At 70.6% G+C, this 25532-nt stretch carries 21 protein-coding genes and 1 pseudogene; 12 read left to right on the forward strand and 10 right to left on the reverse strand.

Annotated features, from left to right (window positions below; translation table 11 throughout):
- The first annotated feature begins 17 nt into the window (after positions 1–17).
- Together ABD732_RS09635 and ABD732_RS09640 are read left to right on the forward strand one after the other, a co-directional pair.
- A complete protein-coding gene (locus tag ABD732_RS09635) occupies positions 18–854 on the forward strand; it encodes a GNAT family N-acetyltransferase (protein WP_344783052.1) in 837 nt (278 codons plus the stop codon).
- 54 nt (positions 855–908) lie between these two features.
- Positions 909–2735: a penicillin-binding transpeptidase domain-containing protein gene (locus tag ABD732_RS09640; RefSeq protein WP_344783054.1), complete on the forward strand. Its 1827-nt coding sequence runs from the start codon at positions 909–911 to the stop codon at positions 2733–2735.
- Positions 2736–2814: 79 nt separating this feature from the next.
- Here the strand turns inward: ABD732_RS09640 and ABD732_RS09645 are convergent, their stop codons facing one another.
- A complete protein-coding gene (locus ABD732_RS09645) occupies positions 2815–3261 on the reverse strand; it encodes a hypothetical protein (RefSeq protein ID WP_344783056.1) in 447 nt (148 codons plus the stop codon).
- Between the two features lie 210 nt (positions 3262–3471).
- Between ABD732_RS09645 and ABD732_RS09650 the strand changes: the two genes are divergently transcribed.
- Positions 3472–4359 carry a hypothetical protein gene (locus ABD732_RS09650; protein WP_344783058.1) on the forward strand — a complete coding sequence of 296 codons (888 nt, stop codon included), beginning with the start codon at positions 3472–3474 and terminating at the stop codon, positions 4357–4359.
- Positions 4360–4384: 25 nt separating this feature from the next.
- Here the strand turns inward: ABD732_RS09650 and ABD732_RS09655 are convergent, their stop codons facing one another.
- The 3 genes from ABD732_RS09655 to ABD732_RS09665 form a co-directional block, all read right to left on the reverse strand.
- A complete protein-coding gene (locus ABD732_RS09655; RefSeq protein WP_344783060.1) occupies positions 4385–5167 on the reverse strand; it encodes a heme ABC transporter ATP-binding protein in 783 nt (260 codons plus the stop codon).
- Between the two features lie 4 nt (positions 5168–5171).
- Positions 5172–6170 carry a FecCD family ABC transporter permease gene (locus ABD732_RS09660; RefSeq protein ID WP_344783487.1) on the reverse strand — a complete coding sequence of 333 codons (999 nt, stop codon included), beginning with the start codon at positions 6168–6170 and terminating at the stop codon, positions 5172–5174.
- Positions 6171–6256: 86 nt separating this feature from the next.
- Positions 6257–7258 carry a heme/hemin ABC transporter substrate-binding protein gene (locus ABD732_RS09665; RefSeq protein ID WP_344783062.1) on the reverse strand — a complete coding sequence of 334 codons (1002 nt, stop codon included), beginning with the start codon at positions 7256–7258 and terminating at the stop codon, positions 6257–6259.
- A gap of 123 nt (positions 7259–7381) precedes the next feature.
- Between ABD732_RS09665 and map the strand changes: the two genes are divergently transcribed.
- Complete coding sequence (map, locus tag ABD732_RS09670; RefSeq protein ID WP_344783064.1) at positions 7382–8245, forward strand: type I methionyl aminopeptidase; 864 nt, start codon at positions 7382–7384, stop codon at positions 8243–8245.
- Between the two features lie 16 nt (positions 8246–8261).
- Here map and ABD732_RS09675 read toward each other — a convergent pair whose 3' ends face one another.
- The gene (locus ABD732_RS09675) at positions 8262–9674 is read right to left on the reverse strand and encodes a serine/threonine-protein kinase (RefSeq protein WP_344783066.1); all 1413 of its coding nucleotides are present in this window, start codon (positions 9672–9674) and stop codon (positions 8262–8264) included.
- Between the two features lie 69 nt (positions 9675–9743).
- Here ABD732_RS09675 and ABD732_RS09680 point away from each other — a divergent pair, with 69 nt between their 5' ends.
- The 3 genes and pseudogenes from ABD732_RS09680 to ABD732_RS09690 all read left to right on the forward strand — a co-directional run bounded on the left by ABD732_RS09680 (position 9744) and on the right by ABD732_RS09690 (position 13572).
- Positions 9744–11285: a cobyric acid synthase gene (locus ABD732_RS09680; protein ID WP_344783068.1), complete on the forward strand. Its 1542-nt coding sequence runs from the start codon at positions 9744–9746 to the stop codon at positions 11283–11285.
- Positions 11267–12094: an alpha/beta fold hydrolase gene (locus tag ABD732_RS09685; RefSeq protein WP_344783070.1), complete on the forward strand. Its 828-nt coding sequence runs from the start codon at positions 11267–11269 to the stop codon at positions 12092–12094. Before ABD732_RS09680 ends, ABD732_RS09685 begins: the two co-directional genes overlap by 19 nt.
- A 133-nt stretch (positions 12095–12227) precedes the next feature.
- A pseudogene (locus ABD732_RS09690) lies at positions 12228–13572 on the forward strand (lipase family protein).
- 227 nt (positions 13573–13799) lie between these two features.
- Here the strand turns inward: ABD732_RS09690 and mtr are convergent.
- Together mtr and ABD732_RS09700 are read right to left on the reverse strand one after the other, a co-directional pair.
- Positions 13800–15197: a mycothione reductase gene (gene mtr, locus ABD732_RS09695; protein ID WP_344783072.1), complete on the reverse strand. Its 1398-nt coding sequence runs from the start codon at positions 15195–15197 to the stop codon at positions 13800–13802.
- Positions 15194–16279, reverse strand: a complete 1086-nt coding sequence (locus ABD732_RS09700) for an alpha/beta hydrolase (RefSeq protein WP_425553016.1) — start codon at positions 16277–16279, stop codon at positions 15194–15196. The genes mtr and ABD732_RS09700 overlap by 4 nt, the downstream gene beginning before the upstream one ends.
- Positions 16280–16378: 99 nt before the next feature.
- On the opposite strand from ABD732_RS09700, the gene mqo reads away from it, so the two are divergent.
- The 5 genes from mqo (at position 16379) to ABD732_RS09725 (ending at position 23584) form a co-directional block, all read left to right on the forward strand.
- Positions 16379–17908: a malate dehydrogenase (quinone) gene (gene mqo, locus ABD732_RS09705; RefSeq protein WP_344783076.1), complete on the forward strand. Its 1530-nt coding sequence runs from the start codon at positions 16379–16381 to the stop codon at positions 17906–17908.
- Positions 17909–17913: 5 nt separating this feature from the next.
- Positions 17914–19770, forward strand: coding sequence for an AAA family ATPase (locus tag ABD732_RS09710; RefSeq protein WP_344783078.1), 1857 nt, complete (start codon positions 17914–17916; stop codon positions 19768–19770).
- Between the two features lie 148 nt (positions 19771–19918).
- A complete protein-coding gene (gene cobO / locus ABD732_RS09715; protein WP_344783080.1) occupies positions 19919–20536 on the forward strand; it encodes a cob(I)yrinic acid a,c-diamide adenosyltransferase in 618 nt (205 codons plus the stop codon).
- The gene (locus ABD732_RS09720) at positions 20530–21912 is read left to right on the forward strand and encodes a cobyrinic acid a,c-diamide synthase CobB (RefSeq protein WP_344783083.1); all 1383 of its coding nucleotides are present in this window, start codon (positions 20530–20532) and stop codon (positions 21910–21912) included. The genes cobO and ABD732_RS09720 overlap by 7 nt, the downstream gene beginning before the upstream one ends.
- Positions 21913–21973: 61 nt before the next feature.
- A complete protein-coding gene (locus tag ABD732_RS09725; RefSeq protein ID WP_344783489.1) occupies positions 21974–23584 on the forward strand; it encodes a GAF domain-containing sensor histidine kinase in 1611 nt (536 codons plus the stop codon).
- Positions 23585–23590: 6 nt separating this feature from the next.
- Here ABD732_RS09725 and ABD732_RS09730 read toward each other — a convergent pair whose 3' ends face one another.
- The 3 genes from ABD732_RS09730 to ABD732_RS09740 are packed head-to-tail and all read right to left on the reverse strand — an operon-like array spanning position 23591 to position 25440.
- Complete coding sequence (locus tag ABD732_RS09730; RefSeq protein WP_344783085.1) at positions 23591–24100, reverse strand: pyridoxamine 5'-phosphate oxidase family protein; 510 nt, start codon at positions 24098–24100, stop codon at positions 23591–23593.
- A gap of 4 nt (positions 24101–24104) precedes the next feature.
- A complete protein-coding gene (locus ABD732_RS09735) occupies positions 24105–24776 on the reverse strand; it encodes a hypothetical protein (protein WP_344783087.1) in 672 nt (223 codons plus the stop codon).
- On the reverse strand, positions 24766–25440 hold the full coding sequence (locus tag ABD732_RS09740; protein ID WP_344783089.1) for a response regulator: 675 nt from the start codon (positions 25438–25440) through the stop codon (positions 24766–24768). The genes ABD732_RS09735 and ABD732_RS09740 overlap by 11 nt, the downstream gene beginning before the upstream one ends.
- Positions 25441–25532: the final 92 nt, after the last annotated feature.

A 25532-nucleotide genomic window follows, 5' to 3' on the forward strand; every position in this document is an offset into this window, starting at 1 on the left:
CGACGAGGAGGTGAGGCGTGCTCGGACTGCTGGGTGATCGCCCACTCGGGTCGCGCGATGCGGTCGCGGTGACCCGCGCCCTGGACGGCGATCCGGTGACCTCGTGCATGGTGGCCGCCCGGGTGGAGGCCTACGGGCTGTCCCCACGTTTTCTGGGCGGCGAATTGTGGACCGCCTCGCGGCCGGAGGAGTCCCTGTGCTTCTCCGGGGCCAACCTGGTGCCGCTGTCGGGGACCTCGACGGATCTGGACAATTTCGCTCAGCGTGCGCTCTCCGGTCCACGGATGTGTACTTCGCTCGTGGGGCCGGCCGGGCTGTCCCTGGGCTTGTGGGATCGTCTCGCCGACCACTGGGGCGAGCCGCGCGAGATCCGCGACGATCAGCCGCTGCTCGCGCTCGACGGCTATCCCGCGGCACCGGTCGATCGCAGTGTGCGCTTGGTGACCGGCGCCGACCTGGACGCCTACTTCCCGGCGGCGGTCGAGATGTTCATCGGCGAGGTCGGAGTGGATCCACGGCTGGAGGACGACGGGCGGGCCTATCGCCGCCGGCTCGCTTCACTGATCTCCGCGCGCCGCGTCTTCGCCCGGTTCGAGGGCACGCGGGTGGTCTTCAAGGCCGAGATCGGCGCACTGTCGCGCCGGGTGGGCCAGATTCAGGGCGTGTGGGTGGATCCGGAGTATCGCGGCCACGGCTGCGGGATCGCCGGAACCGCCGCGGTGGCCGCGGCGATCGCGCGGCAGGGCCGGATCGCCAGCCTGTACGTCAACGGCTTCAACGCTGTCGCCCGCGAGACCTACCGCCGCGTCGGATTCGAGCAGGTCGGCACGTTCGCCACCGTTCTCATCGACTGATCGTCCGGCGCGCCGACCCGGGTGGCGGGGCGCCACGCCCTAGGCTCAGCGCTGATGGATCATTCGCCGCCTGCTGTTCGGAGGCGCTCCGGCCTGCGCGCGGCAGGGATGGCGCTGGTGCTGATGCTGGCCGCGACGCTGGTGGCGTGCACCACCGAAGACGACGGGCCGCGCGGGATCGCCCAGGACTTCCTCCGCGACTTCGCCGAGCAGAACTTCGCCGCCGCCGCCGCCATGACCACCGCGCCCGACCGTGCCGAGCCCTTCCTGGCCGCGGCCTGGGAGGGACTGGACGGGGAGGGGCTCACCGCCCGCACCGGGAGGGTGCGGATGGACCACGACATCGCCGACGTGGACGTGACCTACACCTGGACCCTGCCGAACGACCGGGAATGGCGCTACCCGGCGACGCTGACGATGGGCCGCAGCGATGCGGGGTGGGCGGTGCGCTGGTCGTCGACCAATGTGCACCCCGAACTCGGGGCCGATCAGCGGCTGTCGCTGTCCACTTTCGCGCCCCCGCGGGCCGCCGTGAACGAGTCCGACGGCAGCGAGGTGATGGGCGACGGCACCATCACCTCCATCAGTTTCGATGCCGCCGATGCCGCAGAGCACGGCTCGGTGGTCGATTCGGCGGAGCGCCTGGTGGCCGTTCTCGGGCCGCAGATCCCCGGACTGACCGTGCAAGGCCTGGCGGAGAAGGCGACCGCGAGCGCTGAACCGCTACCGATCGGCCGGATCCCGGGTGAGCAGTTCGACAAGCTGCGCGATCAGCTGGCCGTTCCCGGCGTGATCGCCCAGGACCAGGCGATACTGGTCCCGCGCGACCCGGGGTTCGCGTCGGCGGTGCTGGGGCAGGTGCGCACCCGTGTCGCCGACCAGATGGGCGGCGAGTCCGGGTGGCGGATCTCGGTGCTCAACCCGAACGGTCTGGTGGCCGACGTGCTCAGCGACCATCCGGCGACGCCGGCGCCCGCGGTCTCGCTGACGCTGTCGCGCTCGGTGCAGAACGCCGCCCAGCGGGCGGTGAACGCCGTCGGCAAGCAGTCGATGATGGTGGTGATGCAGGCCTCGACCGGCCGGCTGCTGGCGATCGCGCAGAATCCGGCCGCCGACCGCGGCGGCCTCCTGGCCACCATGGGCACCTATCCGCCCGGATCCACGTTCAAGATCGTCACCTCGTCGGCGGCGATGGCCGCCGGTCTGTCCAGCCCGGACGCGATCGTGCCGTGTCCGGGGGAGATCCAGATCGGCTCGCGACTGATCCCCAACTACGATCGCTTCGCCCTCGGCCCGGTGCCGCTGCGCCAGGCGTTCGCGAACTCGTGCAACACCAGTTTCGCCGATCTGGCCGGGAAGATGGGCCCGACGGATCTGGCGCACGCCGCGGCCGCGATGGGCCTGGGCGCCCAGTACGACATCGCCGGCATCGACTCCAAGTCGGGTTCGGTGCCGATCGAACCGGATCTGGTGCTGCGCGCCGAGGACGGCTTCGGGCAGGGCACGGTGCTCTCGTCCCCGCTGGGGATGGCGCTGGTCGCGGCCACCGCCGCCACCGGCAAGGCGCCCGTGCCCAACCTGATCGAGGGTCGCGAGACCACGGTGGTGGGCCCCCGCCCGGAACTGAAAGCCGAGGTCTACGAGCAACTGCGGCCCATGATGCGCGAGGTGGTGACCGAGGGGACCGCGACGTCGATCGGTGGGGCCGGGCCGGTGTTCGGCAAGACCGGTGAGGCCGAGGTGAGCGGCGGCTCGCACGCCTGGTTCGCCGGATTCCGCGGCGATCTCGCGTTCGCGACGCTGATCGTCCTGGGCGGCGACTCGACCAACGCCGTCAACGTGACCCGGGACTTTCTGTCCCTGCTGCCACCCGGGCGCTGAGACGGGGCGGTGGTACCGACGAAAGGGGCCGCCCGGCTGAATGATCAGCCGAGCGGCCCCTTCGTCGTCGTGCTCGCGGCTATCCGCGGGCCTGGACGTTGAAGTTCCCGTTGCCGACGGTGTAGATGACGGCCGGCCACGACAGGTTGCACCGGGGGGCCAGTGTCCACGTCTTGACCGACTCGCGCGGGGCGAGGTGGCCCGCGTTCCGGACACCGGTCGCCGAGTAGTAGTGCCATGCGCCGCGCTGGAACTCCTGGCCGGCGCGCATCTTCGGGATCCCCGTCTCGGGGCCGCCGACCGAGCCGACGCGGACGTTGTGGACCGTGGAGCGGCCCACGTTGGTCACCCAGAGGACGTGATCGGTCTTGGGCGTGTCGTGGTTGATGACGCACTTGGTGTAGGTCCGCAACGCCAGATCGTTCGGGGGTGCCGCTTGGGCGGGCGCGGCCAGAGCCGCCGACCCGACTCCGAGGGCGCCGGTCGTCGCCAGTACCGCTGCGATGCGGAGGAGTTTGTTCTTCATATCGTCTTCCTATTCGTGTCGACCGCTCCGAACTCGGCTGCTTCGCTGCCGCCCGGACATGGCCCTCTGATCTTTCCGCACTTCGCCCACGTAGGCGAGTCCGCCGCGCGGATGAATTCTCCGCTGTCGGGCGGTGCGCCAGACCGGGACATCGGCTCGACGCGTCCGTCGGTTATCGTCGGCTGACGCAAATTTCGAGAGGGAGTGCCGATGACTGGACCGAATCCGTACGGCGGGCACCCCGGCCCGCAGGGACAGGGATATCCCCAGCAGGGATACCCCCAGCAGGGATACCCCCAGCAGGGTGGATACCCGCCGCAGCAACCGGGCTACCCGCAACAGGGCTACCCGCAACAGGGCTATCCGCAACAGGATTACGGTCAGCCGGGTCACCAGCAGCCCGGCCCGAGCCATCAGGCACCCCATGGCCAGGCTCCTTATGGCCAGGCCCCGTACGGCCAGGCGCCTTACGGCCAGGCCCCTCATGGTCAAGCCCCGTACGGCCAGGCCCTGTACGGCCAGTCCCCGTACGGGCAGGCCCCCGGATCGGGCGGCCCGGCGGTCGGCGCGGGGATGTCGCCCCGGGTACACCAGGCGCTGTGGGTCGTGGCCGGTCTGGGGCTGCTCGCGTTCATCTCGGTCTTCCTGCCCTGGATCTCGGGCGGCGGTGAGTCGGCGTCGGGGATGACCGACGGCGGCACCGACACCTACGGCGTGTGGGTGCTGATCCTGGGTCTGCTGACCGTCGTCCTCGCCGGCGTGGCCCTCTTCTTCACCGAGAAGCTCCCCGTCCTGCCTCTGGTCTCCGGGGCCATCGCCGCATTGACCGGGCTGGTGATGGTGATCGTCTTCGCGGTCGACCTGAACAAGATCAACGACGCGAAGGCGAATCTCGACGGAATGACCGCCGAGATGAGCCAGCAGCTCGAAGAGCTGAACCGGCAACTGGGCCAGAGCGGAGTCGCGCCGCCCACCGTGGCACCGACTGGGATGGAGATCGGCAGCGCCTTCGGGCTGTGGTTCGTGCTGGTGATCGGTCTGGTGCTGATCGCCGCGGGCGCCCTGGTGGTCTTCTTCCGCCAGTTCGCCAAGAACTGAGCCGACTCGCCGGCGAGCCGGCCGATCAGCGGCGGTCGGGTGTGATGATCAGCTCGCCGGTCTGCGGGTGCCGCACCAGGGTGACGGGGTGGTCGTAGGTGTCGCTGAGGGCCTCGGCCGTCATCACCTCGTCCACCGCGCCGGTCGAACGGATCTGACCGTCCTTCATCAGGGCTACCCGGTCGGCGTAGGCCGCCGCCAGCGAGAGGTCGTGCACCACCAGGACGATGGTGGTGCCGGCGTCCGCGCGGGTGCGCAGAATCTTCAGCATCTGTTCTGTGTGACCGATGTCCAGGGCCGCGGTGGGCTCGTCCAGCAGGATCACCGGGGTGTCCTGCGCCAGTGCACGTGCCAGTGACACGCGGGCCTGCTGGCCGCCGGACAGCTGGGAGAACGGCCGATCGACCAGATCGGCGATCTGGCACTCGGCGATGGCCTCCTGGATGAGTTCCTCCGAGCGCGCCGCCTCCGGGGTGCGCAGCCACGGGTAACGGCCCAGTTCCACCACTTCGCGCACGGTGAAGGGCGTGTCGACCCGATTGTTCTGCGTCACCAGTGTGCGGTGGCGGGCCAGCTCGCGGGTGGAGAACTCGCGCAGGTGGCGGTCGTTGAGGTGGACGGCCCCGGAGCCGGGCGGCCGGACTCCGGCCAGAATCGACAGCAGCGTGGACTTGCCGCAGCCGTTGGGGCCCACCAGAGTGAGCAGCTGCGCGGGCTCGGCGGTGAGGGTGACGCCGCGCAGGACGGGGCGGCCGCCGAGGGCGATGTGGATTTCGGCGCCGCTGAGGGTGTGACCGGTGGAGGGCATCGGATCACCACCCGGTCTTCGCGGTGCGGCGCAGCAGGACGAAGAAGACGGGGCCGCCGATCAGCGAGGTCAGCATGCCCAGCGGCAGCTCCCCGGCGGTGAGGGTGCGGGCGGCCAGGTCGGCGGCCGCGATGCACAGCGCACCGCCGATCACCGAGGCCGGGAGGAGGACGCGGTGGCGCGGCCCCACCAGCAGGCGCATCAAGTGCGGGACGATCAGGCCGACGAACATCACGATGCCGGTGAAGGCGACGGCGCCCGCGGTGAGGATCGCGACCAGCACGATCACCTGGCGGCGGACCAGTTCCACGTTCACGCCGAGGGCGGCGGCCTGCAGCTCGCCGAGGGCCAGCAGGTCGAGCTTGTTGACCAGCACCACCGACGCGGCGATGGCACCGAGAACCAGGGGAGCCACCACCTGCACGTGCGCCCACGTGACCGCGCCGGCCAGCGAGCCGAGCTGCCAGAAGACGATCTGCTCGCGGGTGGCGGTGGAGGCGATGGTGGTCAGGTAGGCGATGATGCCCAGCGCGAAGGCGTTCACCGCGATACCGGTGAGCACGATCATCACCACCGAGGTGCCCCCGTCACGCATCGACAGGATGTAGACGGCGAAGGTGGTGAACAGGCCGAAGACCGCGGCCGCCCCGGCCACCGCCCACCCGTTGGCGGCCGCACCGCCGATCACGAAGACCAGGCAGGCGCCGACGGCGGCGCCGGAGGAGACGCCGATGATGCCCGGCTCGGCCAGCGGGTTGGCCAGCACGCCCTGCAGGAGGCAGCCCGCGGCGCCGAGCGCGGCGCCCACCAGCAGCCCCAGCACGATGCGGGGGAACCGGGAGATCCAGAGCGCGTTCTCGCCCTGCTGATCGGGCAGCGGTCCGATGTTCAGGTGCCAGTGGTGGGCGATGGAGCCGAGGACCTCGCCGGGGGAGACCGAGACCTGGCCGGTACCGGCGGAGACCACCACCACCACTCCCAGCAGCACCAGGCACGCCGCCATCACCCACGCGGCGCGGCGCCAGTGAGTCGGGGCGCGCAGAATCGCACGTCGCCGGCTGCTCTGCGTGTCCGGCGTCTGGAGGTCAGTCACTGGTAGATGGCCTTTCCGAGCGCCTGCAATACCAGGCCGGTGTCCGGACCGAAGGCGAGGATCTGGGTCTCGTCCATCGCGATGATCCGCTTGTTGCGGCCCGCACCGGTGCCGGCGACGGCGGGCAGTTCGGCCACCTTGTCCAGGCCGCCCACCGTGTCGGCGCCCTGCGTCATCACCAGGATCACCTCGGGATCGGCACGCATCAGGGATTCGGTGCTGACGGTGGTGAAGGCGGCGGTGAGACCGGCCGCGGTGCCGGCATCCCGCCCACCGAGGGCGGTGATCAAGTCGTCGGCGCCCGATCGGGGCCCGCCGAGCAGGATCAGCCGGTCGCCGCGGATGTACAGGAAGGCGATGACGGGATCGCCGGTCGGATCGGGCAGTGCTGCGCGGGCGGCGTCGATCTGCGATCGGGTGCGCTGCACCAGCTTCTCCCCGGCCTGCTGGGCGCCGAGGGCCGCGGCGACGTCGCGGATCAGCTCCGGTGTGTCGGCCACGCTCCGTTCACCGGTGAACTCGACCACGTCGATCTGCGCCGCCCGCAGCTGGTCGAGTACCCCGTTGGGGGTGGCGTCCTCACCGGCCAGCACGATCGTCGGCCGCTGCGCCAACACCCGTTCCACGTTGACGGCGTGGCCGGCGTCGGTCACCTCCGGAAGGCCCTGAGCCGCAGGGAAAGTGGTGGAGCGGTCGCGGCCGACCACCTGGGGGCCCAGTCCGAGGGCGAAGACCGTCGCTCCCAGAGTGCCGTTGCGATCGAGGGCGATGATCCGGTCCGCGCGCGGCGAGGACGCCGGATCGGTCTCGACGGGCACCGGATCGTCGCTGGGCAGGGTGACCACCTGGGTGCCGTTGCGCAGGTGTTCGGCGCTCGGGTCGCTGACGGCACCGACGTCGAGGGGCGCGGTGGAACAGCCCAGCAGCAGCACGGTCAGCAGCCCGATCAGCAGGGTCGCTGCGCTGCCGCGAGGGTGTGGGCGGCGGACGAGCGGCACGAGCGGATCCTTCGGGGGCAGACAGAGGAGTGTTTAGGCACACCTTACCGACGGCTCGGCGGCACCGGCGGCCCGGGGATGCTGTTCCGCCGGACCGGCGGGCGATCCGTAGAATCGACGGTCATGACCGTTCGTGCACCGCTGACCCCCGGCGTCGTTTCTCCCGTCCTGCCGGTTCCCGATCACATCGTCCGCCCGGAATACGTGTGGAAGCCGACGGTGCAAGAAGGCGACGAGCCGTGGGTGCAGACTCCGGAGGTCATCGAGAAGGTGCGCCTGGCCAGCAAGATCGCCGCCAACGCGCTCGCCGAGGCCGGCCGCGCCGTGGCGCCCGGGGTGACCACCGATCAGCTGGACGCGATCGCGCACGAGTACATGATCGACCACGGCGCCTACCCGTCGACGCTGGGCTACAAGGACTTCCCGAAGTCGTGCTGCACCTCCCTGAACGAGGTGATCTGCCACGGCATCCCCGATTCCACGGTGATCCAGGACGGGGACATCGTGAACATCGACGTGACCGCCTACATCGACGGCGCGCACGGTGACACCAATGCCACCTTCCTGGCCGGGGACGTCAGTGAAGAGCATCGCGCTCTGGTCGAGCGGACCCGGATCGCCACCGAGCGCGCCATCAAGGCGGTCAAGCCCGGGCGCGAGCTGAACGTGATCGGCCGCGTCATCGAGGCCTACGCGAACCGCTTCGGCTACAACGTGGTTCGCGATTTCACCGGCCACGGAATCGGCGAGACCTTCCACAACGGCCTGGTGGTGCTGCACTACGACCAGCCCGCGGTGGACACCGTGATCGAGACCGGCATGGTCTTCACCATCGAACCGATGATCAACCTCGGCGCCCTCGATTGGGAGATGTGGGACGACGACTGGACGGTGGTCAACACCGACCGCAAGTGGACGGCCCAGTTCGAGCACACGCTGGTCGTCACCGACAGCGGCGCGGAGATACTCACCGTCCCCGACGCCTGAGCGGGGCCTGCGGGCGTCAGTCCAGCGAATCGCCGACGCACAGCGTCGACACGGTGCTGCTGGTGCGGCCCGTCGCCTGCTGGGATCGGTCCACTGCGGCCTGGGATGCCGCAGTCCGAGTGGCACCGCGCGCGGTGTAGTAGGCGGCCGAACCGGCCGAGACGCCCGTGGCGTGGGCGACGGCCGCGCAGCCGGTGGTGAAAGTGGCGTAGCCCCACGACTCGTCGTAGCCGTAGGTCGCCGCCTTGCTCAGCAGATCCTCGCGGGAGTCGTAGTGCCCGAACCGGATCACCCGGCCCTGTGGGCTGACCACCAGCCCCCAGGTGGCTGCCGCGGCCGCCGACGACGGGGCCCCCGACGGCGAGACTCCCGACGGCGAGGCGGCGGCCCCGGCCGGACTGCTGGAGACGTCCGGTGCGGGGGACGCGCTGTCGTCGCGGTTGATCAAGAGGATCGCCCCGGCGATCACGGCGATGCCGATGAGGATCGCGATCAGCGACAACATGATGGTGATCGTCGACCGATTCGGTGGCGGCGGGGTCGTGGCGGGGCCGACCGGTGGCGGCGGGGGAAGGGGCACCGGAGCCACCCGCGTCTGCCGCCGGGTGGCCGGATCGGCGCCGGCGGCCAGCGCGGCGGCGAAGGCCCTGCAGGACCGATACCGCTGCGCCGGATCCTTGGCGAGAGCACGGGCGAAGACGTGGTCGAGACCGGCGAGCGCGGGAATCGACCGGCTGATCGGCGGCGGCGCCTCCGACAGCTGGGCGTGCAGCAGCGCGGGCGTGGGCAAACCCGCGAACGGTGTGCGCCCGGTGAGGAGTTCGTAGGCCGTGCACGCCAGTGCGTACTGGTCGGCGGCGGCCACGTCGCGCCGACCGCCGATGGTCTCCGGGGCCGCGTAGGTCAGGGTGCCGACGAATGAGTCGGCCGCGGTCAGGGAGCTGGCGCCGGCGAGGCGGGCGATCCCGAAATCGAGCACCGTCACCCGCTCCACGGCGCCGGCGGCGTCGCGCCGGACCATGATGTTCGCGGGTTTGACGTCCCGGTGGACCACGCCGCGGGCGTGCGCGTAGTCGAGCGCGTCGGCGACCTGCCGGACGATCTGCGTCACTTCGCCCAGGGGCAGCCGCTGCCCGCCGGACAGGTCGGTGCCCTCCAGGTACTGCATGGTGAACCAGGGGATCTCACCGTCGATTCCGTGGTGATAGACGGTGACGATCCCGGGATGGTCCAGCGAGGCGACGGTCCGCGCCTCGGCGCCGAACCGGGCGGCGAAGTCGCCCTGGGAGTCCACGGCGAGCACCTTGAGGGCTTCGCGGCGCTCGAGGTGCCGATTGCGCACCAGGAACACGCTGCCCATGCCGCCCCTGCCGAGCAGAGACAGCACTTCGTATCCGGCGAACTCGCCGCCGGGGACCGGACCGGCCACTGGCGAATCCCCCTCTCGATCGTTACCCGCCTGCGAGCCGATCGTAGCCGCCGACGTTATTGTGAGGCCGTGACACGGATCCGGGGCGCCCTGCTGATCGGTGGTACGTCCAGCGATGCGGGCAAGAGCCTGGTGGTGGCCGGACTGTGCCGTGCACTGTCCCGGCGCGGGATCTCGGTGGCGCCGTTCAAGGCGCAGAACATGTCCAACAACTCCGCGGTGACCCTCGACGGCGGCGAGATCGGTCGGGCGCAGGCGCTGCAGGCGGCCGCCTGCGGCCTGGAGCCGGACACGCGCTTCAACCCGGTGCTGCTGAAGCCGGGCAGCGATCGGCGTTCCCAGGTGGTGGTGCGCGGCCGGGCCGTCGGCGACGTCGGCGCACAGGATTACCAGACCTGGCGCACCCGCCTGGCCACGCTGGTGGCCGATGAACTGTCCGCGCTGCGCGCCGAGTTCGACGTCGTGATCTGCGAGGGGGCCGGGTCGATCGCCGAGATCAACTTGCGCGCAGGCGATCTGGCGAATCTGGGGCTCGCCCGCCGCGCCGCGCTGCCGGTGCTGGTGGTCGCCGACATCGATCGCGGCGGCGCCCTGGCCGGGCTGTTCGGCACCACCGCGATCCTCGACCCGGACGATCAGGCGCTGGTGGCCGGTTATGTGATCAACAAGTTCCGCGGCGACCCGGCCATTCTCGCCCCCGGTCTGGACATGCTGCGCGAACGCACCGGCCGCGAGACGCTCGGGGTGATTCCGTTCAGCCCGCACGTCTGGATCGACGCCGAGGACTCGCTGGCCAGTCCGGTCGGCCGGCGGGTCGGCGCACCGGCGGTGCACGACGGCGCACCCCGGCTGTCGGTGGCCGCGATCCGGTTGCCGCGGGTCTCCAACAGCACCGACGTCGAGGCACTGGCCTGCGAACCGCACGTGGACGTGCACTGGGTCGATGACCCCGCCGTCGTGGCCGCGGCCGATCTGGCGGTCCTCCCGGGTACCCGCGCCACCGTCGACGACCTGTCGTGGCTGCGCGAGCGCGGCCTGGACCGGGCGCTGGCGGGGCGCGCAGCTCAGGGCCGGCCGGTGCTCGGCATCTGCGGCGGCTTCCAGATGCTGGCCCGGCACATCGACGACGATGTCGAGTCGGCGGCCGGCGCCGTCGACGGACTGGGACTGCTGGACGTGCGGATCACCTTCCATCGAGACAAGACCTTGCGCCGATTCCTTGGGGAGGCCGACGGAATCCCGGTGCGGGGCTATGAGATCCATCACGGGCAGGTGACGGGCTCGGGGGAGCGGCCCTGGCTGCACGAGGACCTCACCGGCCCCGAGGGGGCGCGTCGCGGGGCGGTCTACGGCACGCACTGCCACGGGCTGCTGGAGAGCGGCGAGTTCCGGCGCGCCTTCCTCTCCGAGGTGGCTGCGGCGGCGGGCCGGACCGGCTTCGCCCCGGCCCCCGACTTGGAAGTGGCCGCCGTGCGGGAGGCGCAGCTGGATCTGCTCGCCGATCTGATGGAGGGCAACCTGGACATGTCAGCTGTGCAACGTTTGCTCGTCGCGGGCGCCCCCGCACTCCCGGGCGTCCTAAGCTGTCTGTCGTGGAATCCGAGTACCTGAAGGTAGAGCACAACGGCCTGACATTCGATGTGCATCGCGGCGGTCCGGCTCGGGGGCCGTGGGTGGTGCTCTTGCACGGCTTCCCGGTGAATTCGAGCTGTTACGACAAGGTGCTGCCGCGCGTGCACGACGCGGGCCTGCGCACGGTCACCATCGATCAGCGCGGATACAGTCCCGGGGCACGGCCGGAGGCGGTCGGCGACTACCGGCTGGACATGCTGACCGACGACGTCCTCGGCGTCCTCGGTCACCTGAACATCGCCTACTCGATGCTGGTGGGCCACGACTGGGGCGGCATCGTCGCCTGGCATCTGGCGGCCAAACACCCGGACCGGTTCACCGGGCTGGTGGCGGCGAGCACCGGCCATCCGTCGGCGATGGCCGCTGCCCTGGCGGCCGGCGGCGATCAGCGCACCCGGTCGTCGTACATCAAGGACTTCATCGCCGACAGCGCCGAGGAGACGCTGACCGCGCGTGACGGCGTGCTGCTGCGGCGGGCGGGAGTCACCGCAGAGGAACTGGCCCCGCTGCTGGAGCCGGGGGCCATCACCGGGCCGCTGAACTGGTACCGCGCCAACTTCACCGGCGACATCGCCGAGACCCTGGCCTGCCCGCCGGTGGAGGTTCCGACCACCATGCTGTGGAGCGACGGCGACACCGCCCTGGGGCGTGAGCAGGCCGAACTCAGCGGCCGCTACGTCCGGTCGGACTTCCGGTTCTCTGAGCTCGCCGGGGTGGACCACTGGATCCCCCAACATGCTCCGGAGGCACTCGCCAGCGAGATCGCACTGCGTTCCGCGATGTTCTGAGCCGAGTATGTTACATCCTGACGTGATGTGCGTCATACTGCCCTGACCGCAGCTTCAAGGGACGTGGCATGAATTGAAGCATCGAGGGCGTTTCAGGCTGGCTACATGGTTGTCGGTGGCGGTCGTGGTGTTGATGGTCGCGACCGATCCGGCACCCCCGGCAGGGGCCGAGCCCCTGCCGAACGAGCCGTTCACGATGGGGGCCATCCCCGAGGAGATACCGCAGGCGATCGACGCCGTGGTCCCGCCACCGCCGTTTCCCCGGTTGAAGTCCATCCCGCAGCGCGCACAGACGCCCGGGATGAGTCACCGCATGCAGGAGCTGCGCGAAGCGGTGCTGCCCGACCCGACCGGTGACCCGTTCTTCGACGTCTGGCCCACCCGGCTCGACGAGCGCGAGCCGGGGGAACTCCTCGCCGACCGGGATGTGACCTGGCCGGCGGGACTGCTGGCGACCGCCCCGATCTCGCGGGCACGGCAACTGAAGTTCGCGACCCGGGATGCGGCGGGCCGGCCGTCCTTCGGGACCGCGACCGTCCTGGAGCCCCGGGCGCCGTGGACCGGACGCGGTGCCCGCCCGATCCTGGTGAACAATCTGCCGATCGATTCGCTGGGGGCTGCCTGCACCGCGGGGATGACGCTGGCGCACGGGGAGTATCGCCACCGGGTTCACCGACTTCTTCCCGCCGACCACCGCCCTGGCGCTCGCCCGCGGCTACACGGTGATCGTGCCGGATCACCAGGGGCCGCGGCAGGCGTACGCCGAGCCGGTCACCGCGGGTCACATCGTTCTCGACTCGGTGCGCGCGGCGGCCCGATTCGATCACCGGCGCTTCGGCGAGAGCCGGGTGGGGATGTTCGGCTACTCCGGCGGTGCGATCGCCACCAACGGCGCCGCCAAGCTGATCGGCTCCTACGCTCCCGAACTGGCGCCCCGCATGGTCGGTGCGGCGCTGGGCGGAGTACCGGCCGACTTCCAGATCCTCGTCGGGTCGATGAACGCCAACCTGGCCACCGGCCTTTTCCACGCGGCCACCTTCGGGATCGCTCGCGAGCGCCCGGAGATCTTGACCAAGGCGAACCATGCGGCGCAATGGATCGCGACCTCGCCGCTGAAGAACGTCTGCGTCATTCCCGAGGCACTGGCGGGCCAGACCTTCCTGCCGATGCAGGTGCTTTCCAACGACCCCGATCCGTTCCATTCGGACGTGGCCTACGACATCTACCGGATCACCAAGATGGCCGATAAGAAGGCCGAGGTCCCGCTGTACATCTTCAACGGCACCCAGGAGTTCTGGATCCCGGCGGTCGGAGCACGCAACCTCTTCGCCGAACAGTGCCGTCTCGGCGCCAACGCCACCTACCGGGAGGCCTTCGGCGAGCACGGCATCGCGGCGGTCACCGGGTATCCGGAGGCGGCGACGTGGCTGGACTCCCGCCTGCACGGCAAGCCCGCCCGGTCCACCTGCCGGCGCTGACTCCTTCAGTAGCCGGCGAAGGAGTCCCGGTTCAGGCGGAGCGGGTTCCAGCGGATCCCGGGGCCCGCCGGTCAGGGCCGACGGTGCGGCGGAAGATGTTCGAGTTCATGAATTCGGTCATGTCTTACATCGTGCGGGCAGGTCGGCCGCGGCAGCGCTCGGTGGGCGATCTGCAGCAGACTCACAGCACCCCCCGGCAGACTGCCAGGCACGCGGCGGTCGTCGGGTCAGTCCAGGTCGAGGCCCAGAAGCGCGTTCTCGAGCACTTCAGGCAGCGCCGGGTGGATCCAGTACTGGCCGCGCGCCATCTCGCGTGCACCCAGCCCGAAGCTCATCGCCTGGATGGCCGGCTGGATGATCGACGAGGCCTGCGCACCCATGATGTGGACGCCCAGGAGGCGGCCGGTGCCGCGCTCGGCGATCACCTTGCAGAATCCCTCGGTGTCCTCCATGGCCCAGCCGTAGGCCACGTCGCCGTACGACTGCACTTTCACGGTGATGTCGTGGCCGGCATCGACGGCCTGCGCCTCGGTGAGCCCGACGGTGGCCAGCTGCGGGCGGGTGAACACCGCGGCGGGCACGTACTGGTGCGCGAACGAGTCGAGATCGGCGGCGTCCCAGCCCTTCAGAAGATTGGCCTGCACGGTGCGCTGCTCCTGGTTGGCCACGTGCTTGAGCTGATACGGCGAGGAGACGTCGCCCAGGGCCCACACGCCGCGCGCCCCGGTGCGACCGTGCTCGTCGGCCTGCACCCGGCCGTCGTCGGTCAGGGTCAGGCCGATGGTGTCCAAACCCAGGCGGTCGCCGTTCGGGGTGCGGCCGGTGGCCACCAGGAGCACGTCGGAGTCGATGTGCTCGCCGCCGGCACCGGTCAGGCGGACACCGCCGCCCGGCAGTTCGGTGGCGCCCACGATCGTCTCGTTCAGGCGCACGTCCCACTGCCGGCGGGCGGTCTCGGTGAAGCGGGTGCTCAGGTCGCGGTCCATCTTGCGCAGCAGCGCCGGACCGCGGGCGACGAGCGTCACCTCGGTGCCCAGCCCGGCGAAGACGTGCGCGAACTCGCTGGCGATGTAGCCGCTGCCCAGAATCGTGATGCGCCGCGGCAGCTCCGGCAGCCGCATGACGTCCTGATTGGTGTAGTAACGCACGCCGGAGTCGGCGACGGCGTCGGGAATCTGGGGCCGGGCGCCCGCAGCGATCACCACTTCGGTGGCCAGCACCACGTCGCCGTCGGCCGTCACCAGGCGGTACCGGTCGTCCTCGCGCCCGTCGAAACGCACGTGCGAGGAGTAGACGGTGATGTTGGGGCAGTCCTCGACGCGGTAGCGCCGTCCGCCGGCCGAGATCGGGTCGATGCGGCCGAAGACCCGATCGACCAGCTGCGGCCAGCGGGTGCCGTCGAAGGTGGCGTCGATGTCGTAGGTGCCCGCCTCCTTGACCTCCTCGGCGACGTCGGCGGCGTAGACGAACATCTTGGTCGGGATGCAGCCGACGTTGAGGCAGGTGCCGCCGTAGACACCCTCCTCGAAGATCGCCGTCGAGACGTCGTCGAAGCGTTCGTCGGGGATCGAGTTGCCGCTGCCGGTTCCGATGATGGCCAGGTCGACCAGGTGCGGGGTGCTCATTCGGTCACCTCCGCCATCTCGTGGGTCAGCCAGCCGTCGACGGTGTCGTAGGCCCGGTTGCGCGGCCCCGTCTTGGACAGGAAGACGTCGTGGCGGGCATCGGGGATCGCCACCGACAGCACCCGGTGGCCGAGGAACGACGCCCACCGGGCCATGTGGCTCACGTCGAGCACGCAGTCGGCGGTGTCCACGGCCACGTCGTAGGCGGAGCGGAAGCGGGTCTTGTCCGAGCGCAGCGCCAGCACCGGCACCCCCGCATCGATGCCGCCGTGCACCGTGAGCTGCCCCTGCCGGACGGCGTTGAGCCAGCCGAAAGTGACCGGGAATCCGCTGAGCGGCTTGCGCTCGAGGTCGTAGCTCCATTCGCCGTGCGCGTCGGAGTGCAGGCTCTCGCCGTAGGCCGAGGACAGGTCGCGGGGCACTGGGGTCTTGCCGCGCAGCCCGCCGACCGCCGAGAGGATCCGGGCGGCGACGCCGGTGCGCAGCGCCGCCTCACCCTGCAGATCGAGCCACGGACTGTTGAGCAGCAGGCCCGCCACGCGCGCGTGCCGCTCCGGGTCGGTGCGGCGCAGCCGGTCCAGCCACAGCGCGGTCACCAGCCCGCCGGTGGAGTGCCCGGAGACCACGATGCGCTCGGCGCCGCCGCTTTCGGCGATCTCCTCACCGATGACGTCCAGCGCCAGGTTCAGCTCGTCGTCGTAAAGGCTGAGGTCGGAGACGTAGTGGGGCGTCTGGTGCGCGGCCAGCGACCGGCCGCACTTGCGCAGGTCGATGGCGTAGAACGCATAGCCGCGGTCGTGGAAGAACTGGGCCAACTCCTCCTGGAAGAAGTAGTCGGTGAAGCCGTGCACGTAGAGCACGGCGCCCTGCGGCGCCTCGACGGCGCCCGGCTTGCGGATCAGGGTCGCGCTGATCGGGTCCTCGCCGTCGGGATCCTGCGGCAAAGGCAGCGTCAGGAGTTCATAATGATCGAGGAAGTGATCGGGCCGCCAATTGTGGGCGGGCTTCGCGGTGGTGGAGGAATCGGTAGCGCTCACGGCCCTCAGCTTAGGCGGCGCCGGGCCCTGTCGCGCATCCCACATTCGTCGGCACCGATTCGGGCTGGATTCCCGTCATGGTGGACAATGACCAGGCATGCGGACCCGACCGGAGCGGTCCGGTGGTCAGGAAGTGAGCATTACGTGTCGCAGAAGGTGATCAAGACAGACGTCGCGCTGGTCGGGGCGGGCATCATGAGTGCCACGCTCGGCGCTCTGCTCCGGCAGTTGGAGCCGAACTGGTCGATCAGTCTCTTCGAGCGGCTCGACGCCGCCGCGGCCGAGAGCAGTGACCCCTGGAACAACGCCGGTACCGGTCACTCGGCGCTGTGCGAGCTGAACTACACGCCGATGGGCGACGACGGCGTCATCGACATCTCCAAGGCGCTCAACATCAACGAGCAGTTCCAGCAGTCGCGCCAGTTCTGGGCTCACGCGGTCGACACCGGTCTGCTGGGTGCGCCCGACGAGTTCATCAACCCGATCCCGCACGTGAGCTTCGCGCACGGCCCCGACGGCGTCGACTACTTGCGCAAGCGGTACGAGGCGCTGAGCAGCCAGACGCTTTTCGAGGCCATGGAGCTGATCACCGACGACGCCGAGTTCGGCAAGCGGCTCCCGCTCATGGGTGCCGGTCGCGACTACTCCGATCCGGTGGCGCTGAACTGGTACACCGAGGGCACCGACGTCGACTTCGGCGCACTGACCCAGCAGCTCCTGAACTACGTCGGACGCGACGCGGACCTCTATTTCGGATACGACGTGCGCAACCTGTCGCAGCAGGCCGACGGCAGCTGGGTGATCAAGGTGCGCAACACCCGCAGCGGCGAGGACTTCCGCGTCGAAGCCAAGTTCGTCTTCATCGGTGCCGGCGGCGGTGCTCTGCACCTGCTCCAGAAGTCGGGCATCCCCGAGGCCAAGGGGTTCGGTGGCTTCCCGGTCAGCGGCCAGTTCTTCCGCTGCACCAACCCCGAGGTGATCGCCGAGCACTCGGCCAAGGTCTACGGCCAGGCGGCGGTGGGCGCCCCGCCGATGTCGGTGCCGCACCTGGACACCCGCGTGATCAACCACGACAAGGGGCTGCTGTTCGGCCCGTACGCCGGCTGGTCGCCCAAGTTCCTCAAGACCGGCGGCGTGATGGATCTGCCGAAGTCGGTGAAGCCGGGCAACCTGCTGCCGATGATGTCCATCGCGCCGAAAGAGTTCGGGCTGCTGAAGTACCTGATCGGCGAGCTGGCATCGACACCGGCCGACCGGGTCAACACGCTGCGCGAGTTCGTCCCGCGCGCCACCGGCGGCGACTGGGAGATGATCACCGCCGGCCAGCGCGTCCAGGTGATCCGCAAGAGTGGCAAGGGCGGCAACCTCGAGTTCGGCACCGCCGTGGTGGCGGCCGGGGACGGCACCATCGCCGGTCTGCTGGGCGCCTCGCCGGGCGCGTCGACGGCGGTGCCGGCGATGATCTCGGTGCTGCAGCAGTGCTTCGGCGACCGCTTCGACGGCTGGCAGGGCAAGCTGACCGAGATGATCCCGTCGTACGGCACGAAGCTCAATGACGATCCGGCGCTGTTCCGCCAGATGTGGGACTGGACCAACCGGAGTCTGGAGCTGACCGGCCGCGGCCGCGACGCCGCCCCGGACGCCGGACGGCACGAGGCACCCGAGACGGTCTGAATCCGATGACCCAGCCTTCGGTCCGTTATCCGTTCAGCGCGGTGGTGGGCCAAGATCGGCTCAAGCTGGCCCTGATCCTGTCCGCCGTGGCCCCCGGAATCGGGGGCGTACTGATCCGCGGCGAGAAGGGAACCGCCAAGTCGACCATCGTGCGCGGTCTGGCGCCGTTGCTCGACGGCGCCCGCGTGGTGGAGTTGCCCATCGGTGCCACCGAGGACCGGGTGATCGGCTCGCTCGACCTGACGCGCGTTCTGCGGGACGGCCAAGCGCACTTCACACCGGGACTGTTGGCGCAGGCCGACGGCGGGGTCCTCTACATCGACGAAGTCAACCTGCTGTCGGACCATCTGGTGGACGTCCTTCTCGATGCGGCAGCCAGCGGCCGCGTGACGGTGGAGCGTGACGGGGTCTCGCACACGCAGTCCGCCGCATTCGTGCTGGTCGGCACCATGAACCCGGAAGAGGGCGAGCTTCGCCCGCAACTGCTGGACCGCTTCGGTCTGGTGGTGGACGTCGCCGGACCACGCGGCGTCGACGAGCGCGTCGCGATCGTCACCGCGCGCCTGGCCTACGACGCCGATCCGGACGGTTTCGCGGCGTCGTACGCCGCCGAGGAGACCGAGCTGGGCGCCCGGATCGCCGCGGCGCGCGCCGCGATCGAGCGCGTCACAGTTCCTCAGGCCGAGCTGCGCCGCGTTGCCGCGATCTGCGCCGCACTGGAAGTGGACGGGCTGCGCGGCGACATCGTGGTGACCCGGACAGCAGCCGCCCACGCGGCTTGGCGCGGGGCCGACGAGGTCACCGAGGACGATGTCGCGGTCGCGGTGGAACTGGCACTGCCGCATCGGCGGCGGCGCAATCCCTTCGACTCATCCAGCATGGATCGCGACGAGCTCGACGAGGCGCTGGAGCAGGGGGAGCAGGCGGCGCAGGATCCGGGTGACACCCCTGAGTCCGACGAGCCTCAGGGCACCGAGGCAGACCCGGACTCCGAGCCGGATCCCGACCCGGACCCCGAGGACGATCCGCCGGGCGGCGGTGGCACGCCGCCGGGCCCGCAGTTCGGTGCGCCGTCCGTCGGAAGCGGTACACGCCTGCGGACGTTCCGTGCCGAGGGGCTCGGCGACGGTGCAGACGGGCGACGCTCTCGTGCGCGCAGCCGGCGTGGGATGACCGCGCGCGCAATCGATTACGCCGACCACACCCCGGTACACCTGTTCGCGACGGTGCTGGCCGCGGCCGGCCGGTCGACCGGCACGGGGATGCCGGCCATCGGTGCGGACGACCTGCGGGGCGCCGAGCGGATCGGCGCCGAATCGAATCTGGTGGTCTTCGTCGTAGACCTGTCGGGGTCGATGACGGCCCGGGCACGTTTGGCGGCGGTCCGCACCGCCTGCGTGGATCTGCTGCGCGATTCGTATACCCGGCGCGACCGGGTGGCGGTGATCGTTGCTGCCGGCAAGGACGCGTACGTGGCGGTGCCGCCGACGCGATCGGTGGATCTGGCGGTGGCCCGGCTGGCACAGGTGCGCACCGGGGGCAGAACGCCGCTGGCCGAAGGGCTGGCCCAGGCGCTCGGGGTGATCGAGCGCGCCGCGCGGACCGATCCGACGCGCCGCCCGCTGCTGGTGCTGCTGACCGACGGACGGGCGACCGCCGGAGCCGGCGCCGCCGACCGGGCCATGGCTGCCGCCGACAGCGTTGCCCGCCAACACATCTCATCGCTGGTCGTGGACTGCGAGCAGGGCATGATCCGGCTCGGCCTGGCCGCGGAACTGGCGCGGCGCCTCGGCGCGCAGTACGCGTCGATGGACGACCTGGAGATCTCCGGGCTGGCCGGCCGGATCGGGAGCGTCGCCTGAGAACCGGTCAGAACGGCGGGTCACCGGGATCTCGCCGAGCGTACTTGGCCTGAGCGGCGGTCGCGGCCGAGGTTTCGGGTACTCATACTGCGGTGTGTGCAAGGCCTGGGGAGAATTGATTTCCACGGTCGGCACTAAGGTGGCCGGTATGCCCAAAGGAGTCCCCGAGACGGTCCCGAACGACGGCCTGACCACCCGTCAACGGCGTAATCAGCCGGTCCTGGCCGTGCACACCGGTGCAGGCAAGGGAAAGTCGACCGCCGCCTTCGGCATGGCGCTGCGCGCGTGGAATGCCGGCCTGAGCGTGGCCGTCTTCCAGTTCGTCAAGAGCGCCAAGTGGAAGGTCGGCGAGGAGAACGCCATGCTCGCACTGGACCGGCTGCACCGGGAGACCGGGGAGGGCGCGCCGGTCCAGTGGCACAAGATGGGGCAGGGCTGGTCGTGGATCCGCCGCAGCGATGACGCCGAGCAGGACCACGCCGAGGCCGCCCGCGCCGGCTGGACGGAGATCGCCCGCCGGATCGCCGCACAGGAACACGACTTCTACGTCCTCGACGAGTTCACGTACCCGATGCACTGGGGCTGGATCGATCCCGGCGAGGTGGTCGAGGCCCTGCGCGAGCGACCCGGGCGCCAGCACGTGGTCATCACCGGCCGGTATGCGCCCCAGCCCCTGATCGACGCCGCGGACCTGGTGACCGAGATGACCAAGATCAAGCACCCGATGGACGCCGGCCGGAAGGGCCAGAAGGGCGTCGAATGGTGACAGGCCGCGTGCCCGCCGTGGTGATCGCGGCCCCCGCCTCGGGAAGCGGGAAGACCACGGTGGCCACCGGGCTGATCGGCGCGCTGACCGCCGCGGGCCGGAGGGTCGCGCCGTTCAAAGTGGGACCGGACTACATCGACCCGGGCTACCACGCCCTGGCGTCGGGGCGGCCGGGCCGCAATCTGGACCCGAACCTGGTCGGCGAGCAGCGCATCGGCCCGCTGCTGGCGGCCGGTACGCGCGGCGCGGACATCGCGGTGATCGAGGGGGTGATGGGGCTGTTCGACGGCCGGATCGCAGACGGCGCAGGCGATCTGGGCCTGGGATCCACCGCGCACGTCGCGACCCTGATCGGTGCACCGGTGGTGCTGGTGGTCGACGCCGCGGGGCACTCGCAGTCGCTGGCCGCGCTGCTGCACGGCTTCGTCACCTACGCGCCGTCGGTGCGGATCGCCGGGGTGATCCTCAATCGGGTGGGCTCGCCTCGCCACGAGCAGGTCCTGCGCGCCGCGTGCGGCCGCGCCGGACTCACCGTGCTCGGGGTCCTGGGCCGTGACCCGGCCATGTCGGTGCCGTCGCGTCACCTGGGACTGATCCCGGCCGCCGAACGCGAGACGGCCGCCGTCGGCGCCGTATCGGCGATGTCCGAGAAGCTCACCGGCGCACTGGATCTGCCTGCCATCCTCGCGGCCGCAGCCGGCGCGGCACCGGTGGCAGACGAGCCGTGGTCGGCGACCGACGAGATCGGTGACGACGTGACCCCCGGCCGGCCGGTGATCGCCGTCGCCCGCGGACCCGCATTCACCTTCTCCTACGCCGAACACAGCGAACTGCTGGCCGCCGCGGGCGCCGAGGTGGTGGGTTTCGATCCGCTGACCGAGACTCTGCCGGACCAGACGGCCGGAGTGGTCCTCGGTGGCGGCTTCCCCGAGGAGCACGGCGCGGCCCTCGGCGCCAACGAGACGCTGCGGGTCGCACTGCGCGCCCATGTGGCGGCGGGCCGGCCGGTGCACGCCGAGTGCGCGGGTCTGCTCTACCTACAGCAGACCCTGGACGGCGCCCCGATGGCCGGGGCGCTCCCCGGGCACGGGGCGTTCTCGCCGCGCCTGACGCTCGGCTACCGGGACGCGGTGGCCCTCACCGACTCGGTGCTCTTCGCCGCGGGCGAACGGGTGACCGGCCACGAGTTCCACCGCAGCACCGTCGACTGGTCCGCGCCGCCGCCGCCCGCGTGGGGATGGACCGGCGCCGACGGGGCCAGGGTGATCGACGGCGCCGTCGTGCCTGGGGTGCATGCTTCGTACCTGCACGTGCACCCGGCGGGATATCCTGCGGCCATCGCCCGGTTCGTCCGGGCCGCGGCCGCAGGGGGATGACGAGACGGTGAACGAGTACGCCGATTTGACCGCACAGCGCCTGGCCGACGGTGCTCCACGCGTGTCGGAGGGGTCGGAGGCGCTGCGCACCGCGCTGGACGCGCTCACCGAGCAGCAGACCGATCCGACCGTCCTGCGCGACCTGCTGGAAGCGGTGCTGCTGGTGGGGCAGGGGCTGGATCTGAACGAGGCCCTGCAGCGAATCACCGAGGTGGCCGCCGCAGTCCTGGACGCCCAATACTGCGCGCTGGGCGTCCGCGGTCCCGAACGGGGCCTGCAGGCCTTCGTCTACACCGGAATCCCGCCCGAGATCCGCGCCGAGATGGGGCGCCTGCCCGTCGGGCGCGGAGTGCTCGGCGAACTGCTCGACCACCCCGAGGTCCTGCGCATCCAGCACCTGGCCGAGCACCCCGCCTCCGTGGGATTCCCGCCGCATCATCCGCCGATGGACACGTTCCTGGGAGCGCCGATCATCGTGCGCGGGGAACTGTTCGGCAGCATCTACCTCACCGAGAAGCAGTCGGCGCCGGAGTTCACCGAGCAGGACGAGCAGATCGTCTCGGTGCTCGCCGTGGCGGTCGGCATCGCCGTCGAGAACGCCCGAATGTACGAGCGGCAGCGGACGCGGCACCGGTGGATGGAGATCCTGGTGCACCGCGGTTCCGAGGCGATGGCCGGTATCGCGGTGGAGGACACCCTCAACGGGCTGTGCGGCGACGTGGCGGCGTTGACCGGGGCCGTCGACGTCTACGTGGTGACCGCCGAGGGCGGCGAGCCGCGCCTGCACGGGCACACCGGACGCGCCGTCGATCCGGCGGCGATCGCCTGGCCGGGCCTGGCCTTCAGCGTCAGCGAGGTCGACGGCGAGGCCGCCGGCTGGCTGCGGAGCGGTGCGCGGTGGAAGACGGCCCAGCCGATGCAGCTGACCCCCGGGGACTTCGGGGCGATCGTGCTGACGCACGTCGACCGGCCCATCTGGGAGCCGGAGGAACTCGCCGGCCTGGCCGGCGTCGCCCGCGTCGCCTCGCTCACCGTGGCGTACTCGGAGCAGCAGCAACTGGCGCGCGAGCTGGAGATGCTCGAAGACCGGCACCGCATCGCCCGCGACCTGCACGATCACGTGATCCAGCGGCTTTTCGCCATCGGCATGTCCCTGCAGACCATGCAGGCGGCGCCGGACCAGGTGGAGGGGAGGGTCGCGCAGGTGATCGACGACCTCGACGCCACCATCGGCCAGATCCGCACCTCGATCTTCGACCTGCAATCGGCCTCGGTGCACGGTGCCCCGGTCACCTTGCGGCGCAAGGTCCTCGACGTGATCGCCGAGTTGGCCCGGCATGCGCCCATCGTGCCGAGTGCGTCGTTCATCGGCCCCGTCGACACCCTGGTGCCCGACAGCCTGGCACCGCACATCGAGGCGGTACTCCGTGAAGGGCTGTCCAATGCGCTGCGGCACTCCGGCGGCGACCGGATCGGGGTGCGGATCGTCGCCGCCGACGTGCTGACCGTGGAAGTGTCCGACAACGGCTGCGGCATCCCGCCCCGCGCCGCCTACCGCGGTCTGGACAACTTGACCATGCGGGCCGATCAGTGCGACGGCAATTTCACCGTGGACTCGCGGCCCGGCGGCGGCACCACCCTGATCTGGGAGGTCCCGCTCGATCCGTCGTGAGCCGGGCTAGAAGCGGAAGCGGGTGCAGTCGGTCGGGAACGACGTCCACGCCAGGACACGCTCGGGCATGATGACGCGCAGTCCGCCGCCGTCGGCGCCCGACCAGGCGTCGGCGGCGGGCCGGTAGTCGTCGTCGTGGTACTTGGCGAAGGCCGCGGCGAGCCGGGCCCCGAGTCCGTCCGGGTCGGCGCGGGTGGCCGCCGAAAGCCCGTCGACGATGACGACCTGCGTGCCGCTCTCCAGCGTGAGCGTGACGTAGGGATTCGCCTCGACGTTGCGGACGTGTCGGGTGGTGGGGGCGCCGTCGTAGTAGAAGCGGCCGTCGAGCCAGACACCCCAGCGGGGGACCGAGTGCGGCCGGCCGTCCGGGCGCACGCTCGCCAGCCAGTAGTGCTTGGCGGCGCCCAGCCTGGCTTCCACCTCCGGCCAGGTGAGCAGTCCCTCGGTGGTCTCGGGCAGGCCGTAGCCTTCGGGGAACTCCGGTCGGTCGGCGCTGGGCTGTGGGGCGGCGGACATGTTCTCAGTCAAGCAGGCGGCGCTGTGTCACGTCTCCGGAAGGCAGGATGACGATCTCCCGATCGGCGGTGAGGATGTGCAGGAAGCCGGGCGCCTCTTCCAGTACGTAGCCGTCGAATGTGCCCTGCGTGGTGGTCGTGATCTGTTCCTTCACCATCCACGGTGAGCTGTCGAAGGCCGCCAGCAGCAAGACCCCGACCGCGGCGATCAACGCGACCCGGTCGGCGAGCAGCCGGGACAGGCCGTTCAACCGTCCCTCGGCCGCCCCCAGACGGATCAGCGCGAACACCACGCCCATGCCCGCGGCGCCCAGCAGCGTCCACGGATTGCGGTAGGTGATTGTCATGGCGAAGGCCGTCACCGAGAGCAGCACGGCGGCCAGGATCATCGCTATCTGGAGGGTGCCGCGGTGGTGCGGGAGCGGCCAGAAGAGCCGGAGCAGGACCAGGGGGAGCAGGATCGCGGTGAAGATCCCGGTCAGCCACGGCTGCTCGGCGATGGTGCCGAAGGCGATCGCGAAGGAATCCCCGAAATCGAAGGTGTCGGCGATGGCGGCGACCGTCGGCCAGTCCCAGCGCGCCACGGCCAGCAGACGCAGCAGCAGGAAGGCGATGACGACGACGGCGGTGGTGCCCAGTTCGATGTCGAAACGTGAGCGCTCGGGCTCAGCGTTCACGTTCGCGCAGCTTGGTCGCCATCACGGCCACCTGGGTGCGGCGCTGCATGTCGAGCTTGGCGAGGATGTGCGAGACGTAGTTCTTGATCGTCTTCTCCGCCAGGAACATCCGTTCGGCGATCTGCCGGTTGGTCAGTCCTTCGCCGATCAGATGGAAGACCTCGCGCTCCTGCCCGGTGAGCTCGGCGAGCGGATCGTGCTTCTCCTTCTTGTCGTTGCGCAGCCGGGCCAGCAGAGCCGCCGTGCTGCGATCGTCCAGGAGGGAGCCGCCCCGGCCCACCGTGCGGACCGCGGCGATCAGGTTGTGGCCCAAGATCTGCTTGAGCACGAAGCCCGACGCACCCGCCAGGACAGCGGCCAGCAGCGCATCGTCATCGGCGTAGCTGGTCAGCATCAGGCAGTGGACGTTCGGGTTGCGGGACCGGACCTCCCGACACAGTTCGACGCCGTTGCCGTCGGGCAGCCGCACATCCAGGACGGCGACGTCGGGCCGGGTGGCGCCGATCCCGTTGACGGCTTCCTTGACGGTCGCGGCCTCACCGACCACCTGCAGGTCGTCGGCGGTGCCGAGGAGGTCACGCAGTCCGCGACGCACCAGCTCGTGATCGTCGACGAGGAAGACGCGCACCGGCTTCCCAGAGGCAGCGGACTGCGGTTTGGCCATGGTTCAAACGGTACCGCAGGCACCGCCGAGATTCGGACCGGCGACCCGGCGGGTTCAGGACTTTCGGCTCAAGAACCCCCGGCCCGGCCCGC

Source organism: Gordonia caeni (assembly GCF_039537105.1).
GTDB lineage: Bacteria > Actinomycetota > Actinomycetes > Mycobacteriales > Mycobacteriaceae > Gordonia > Gordonia caeni.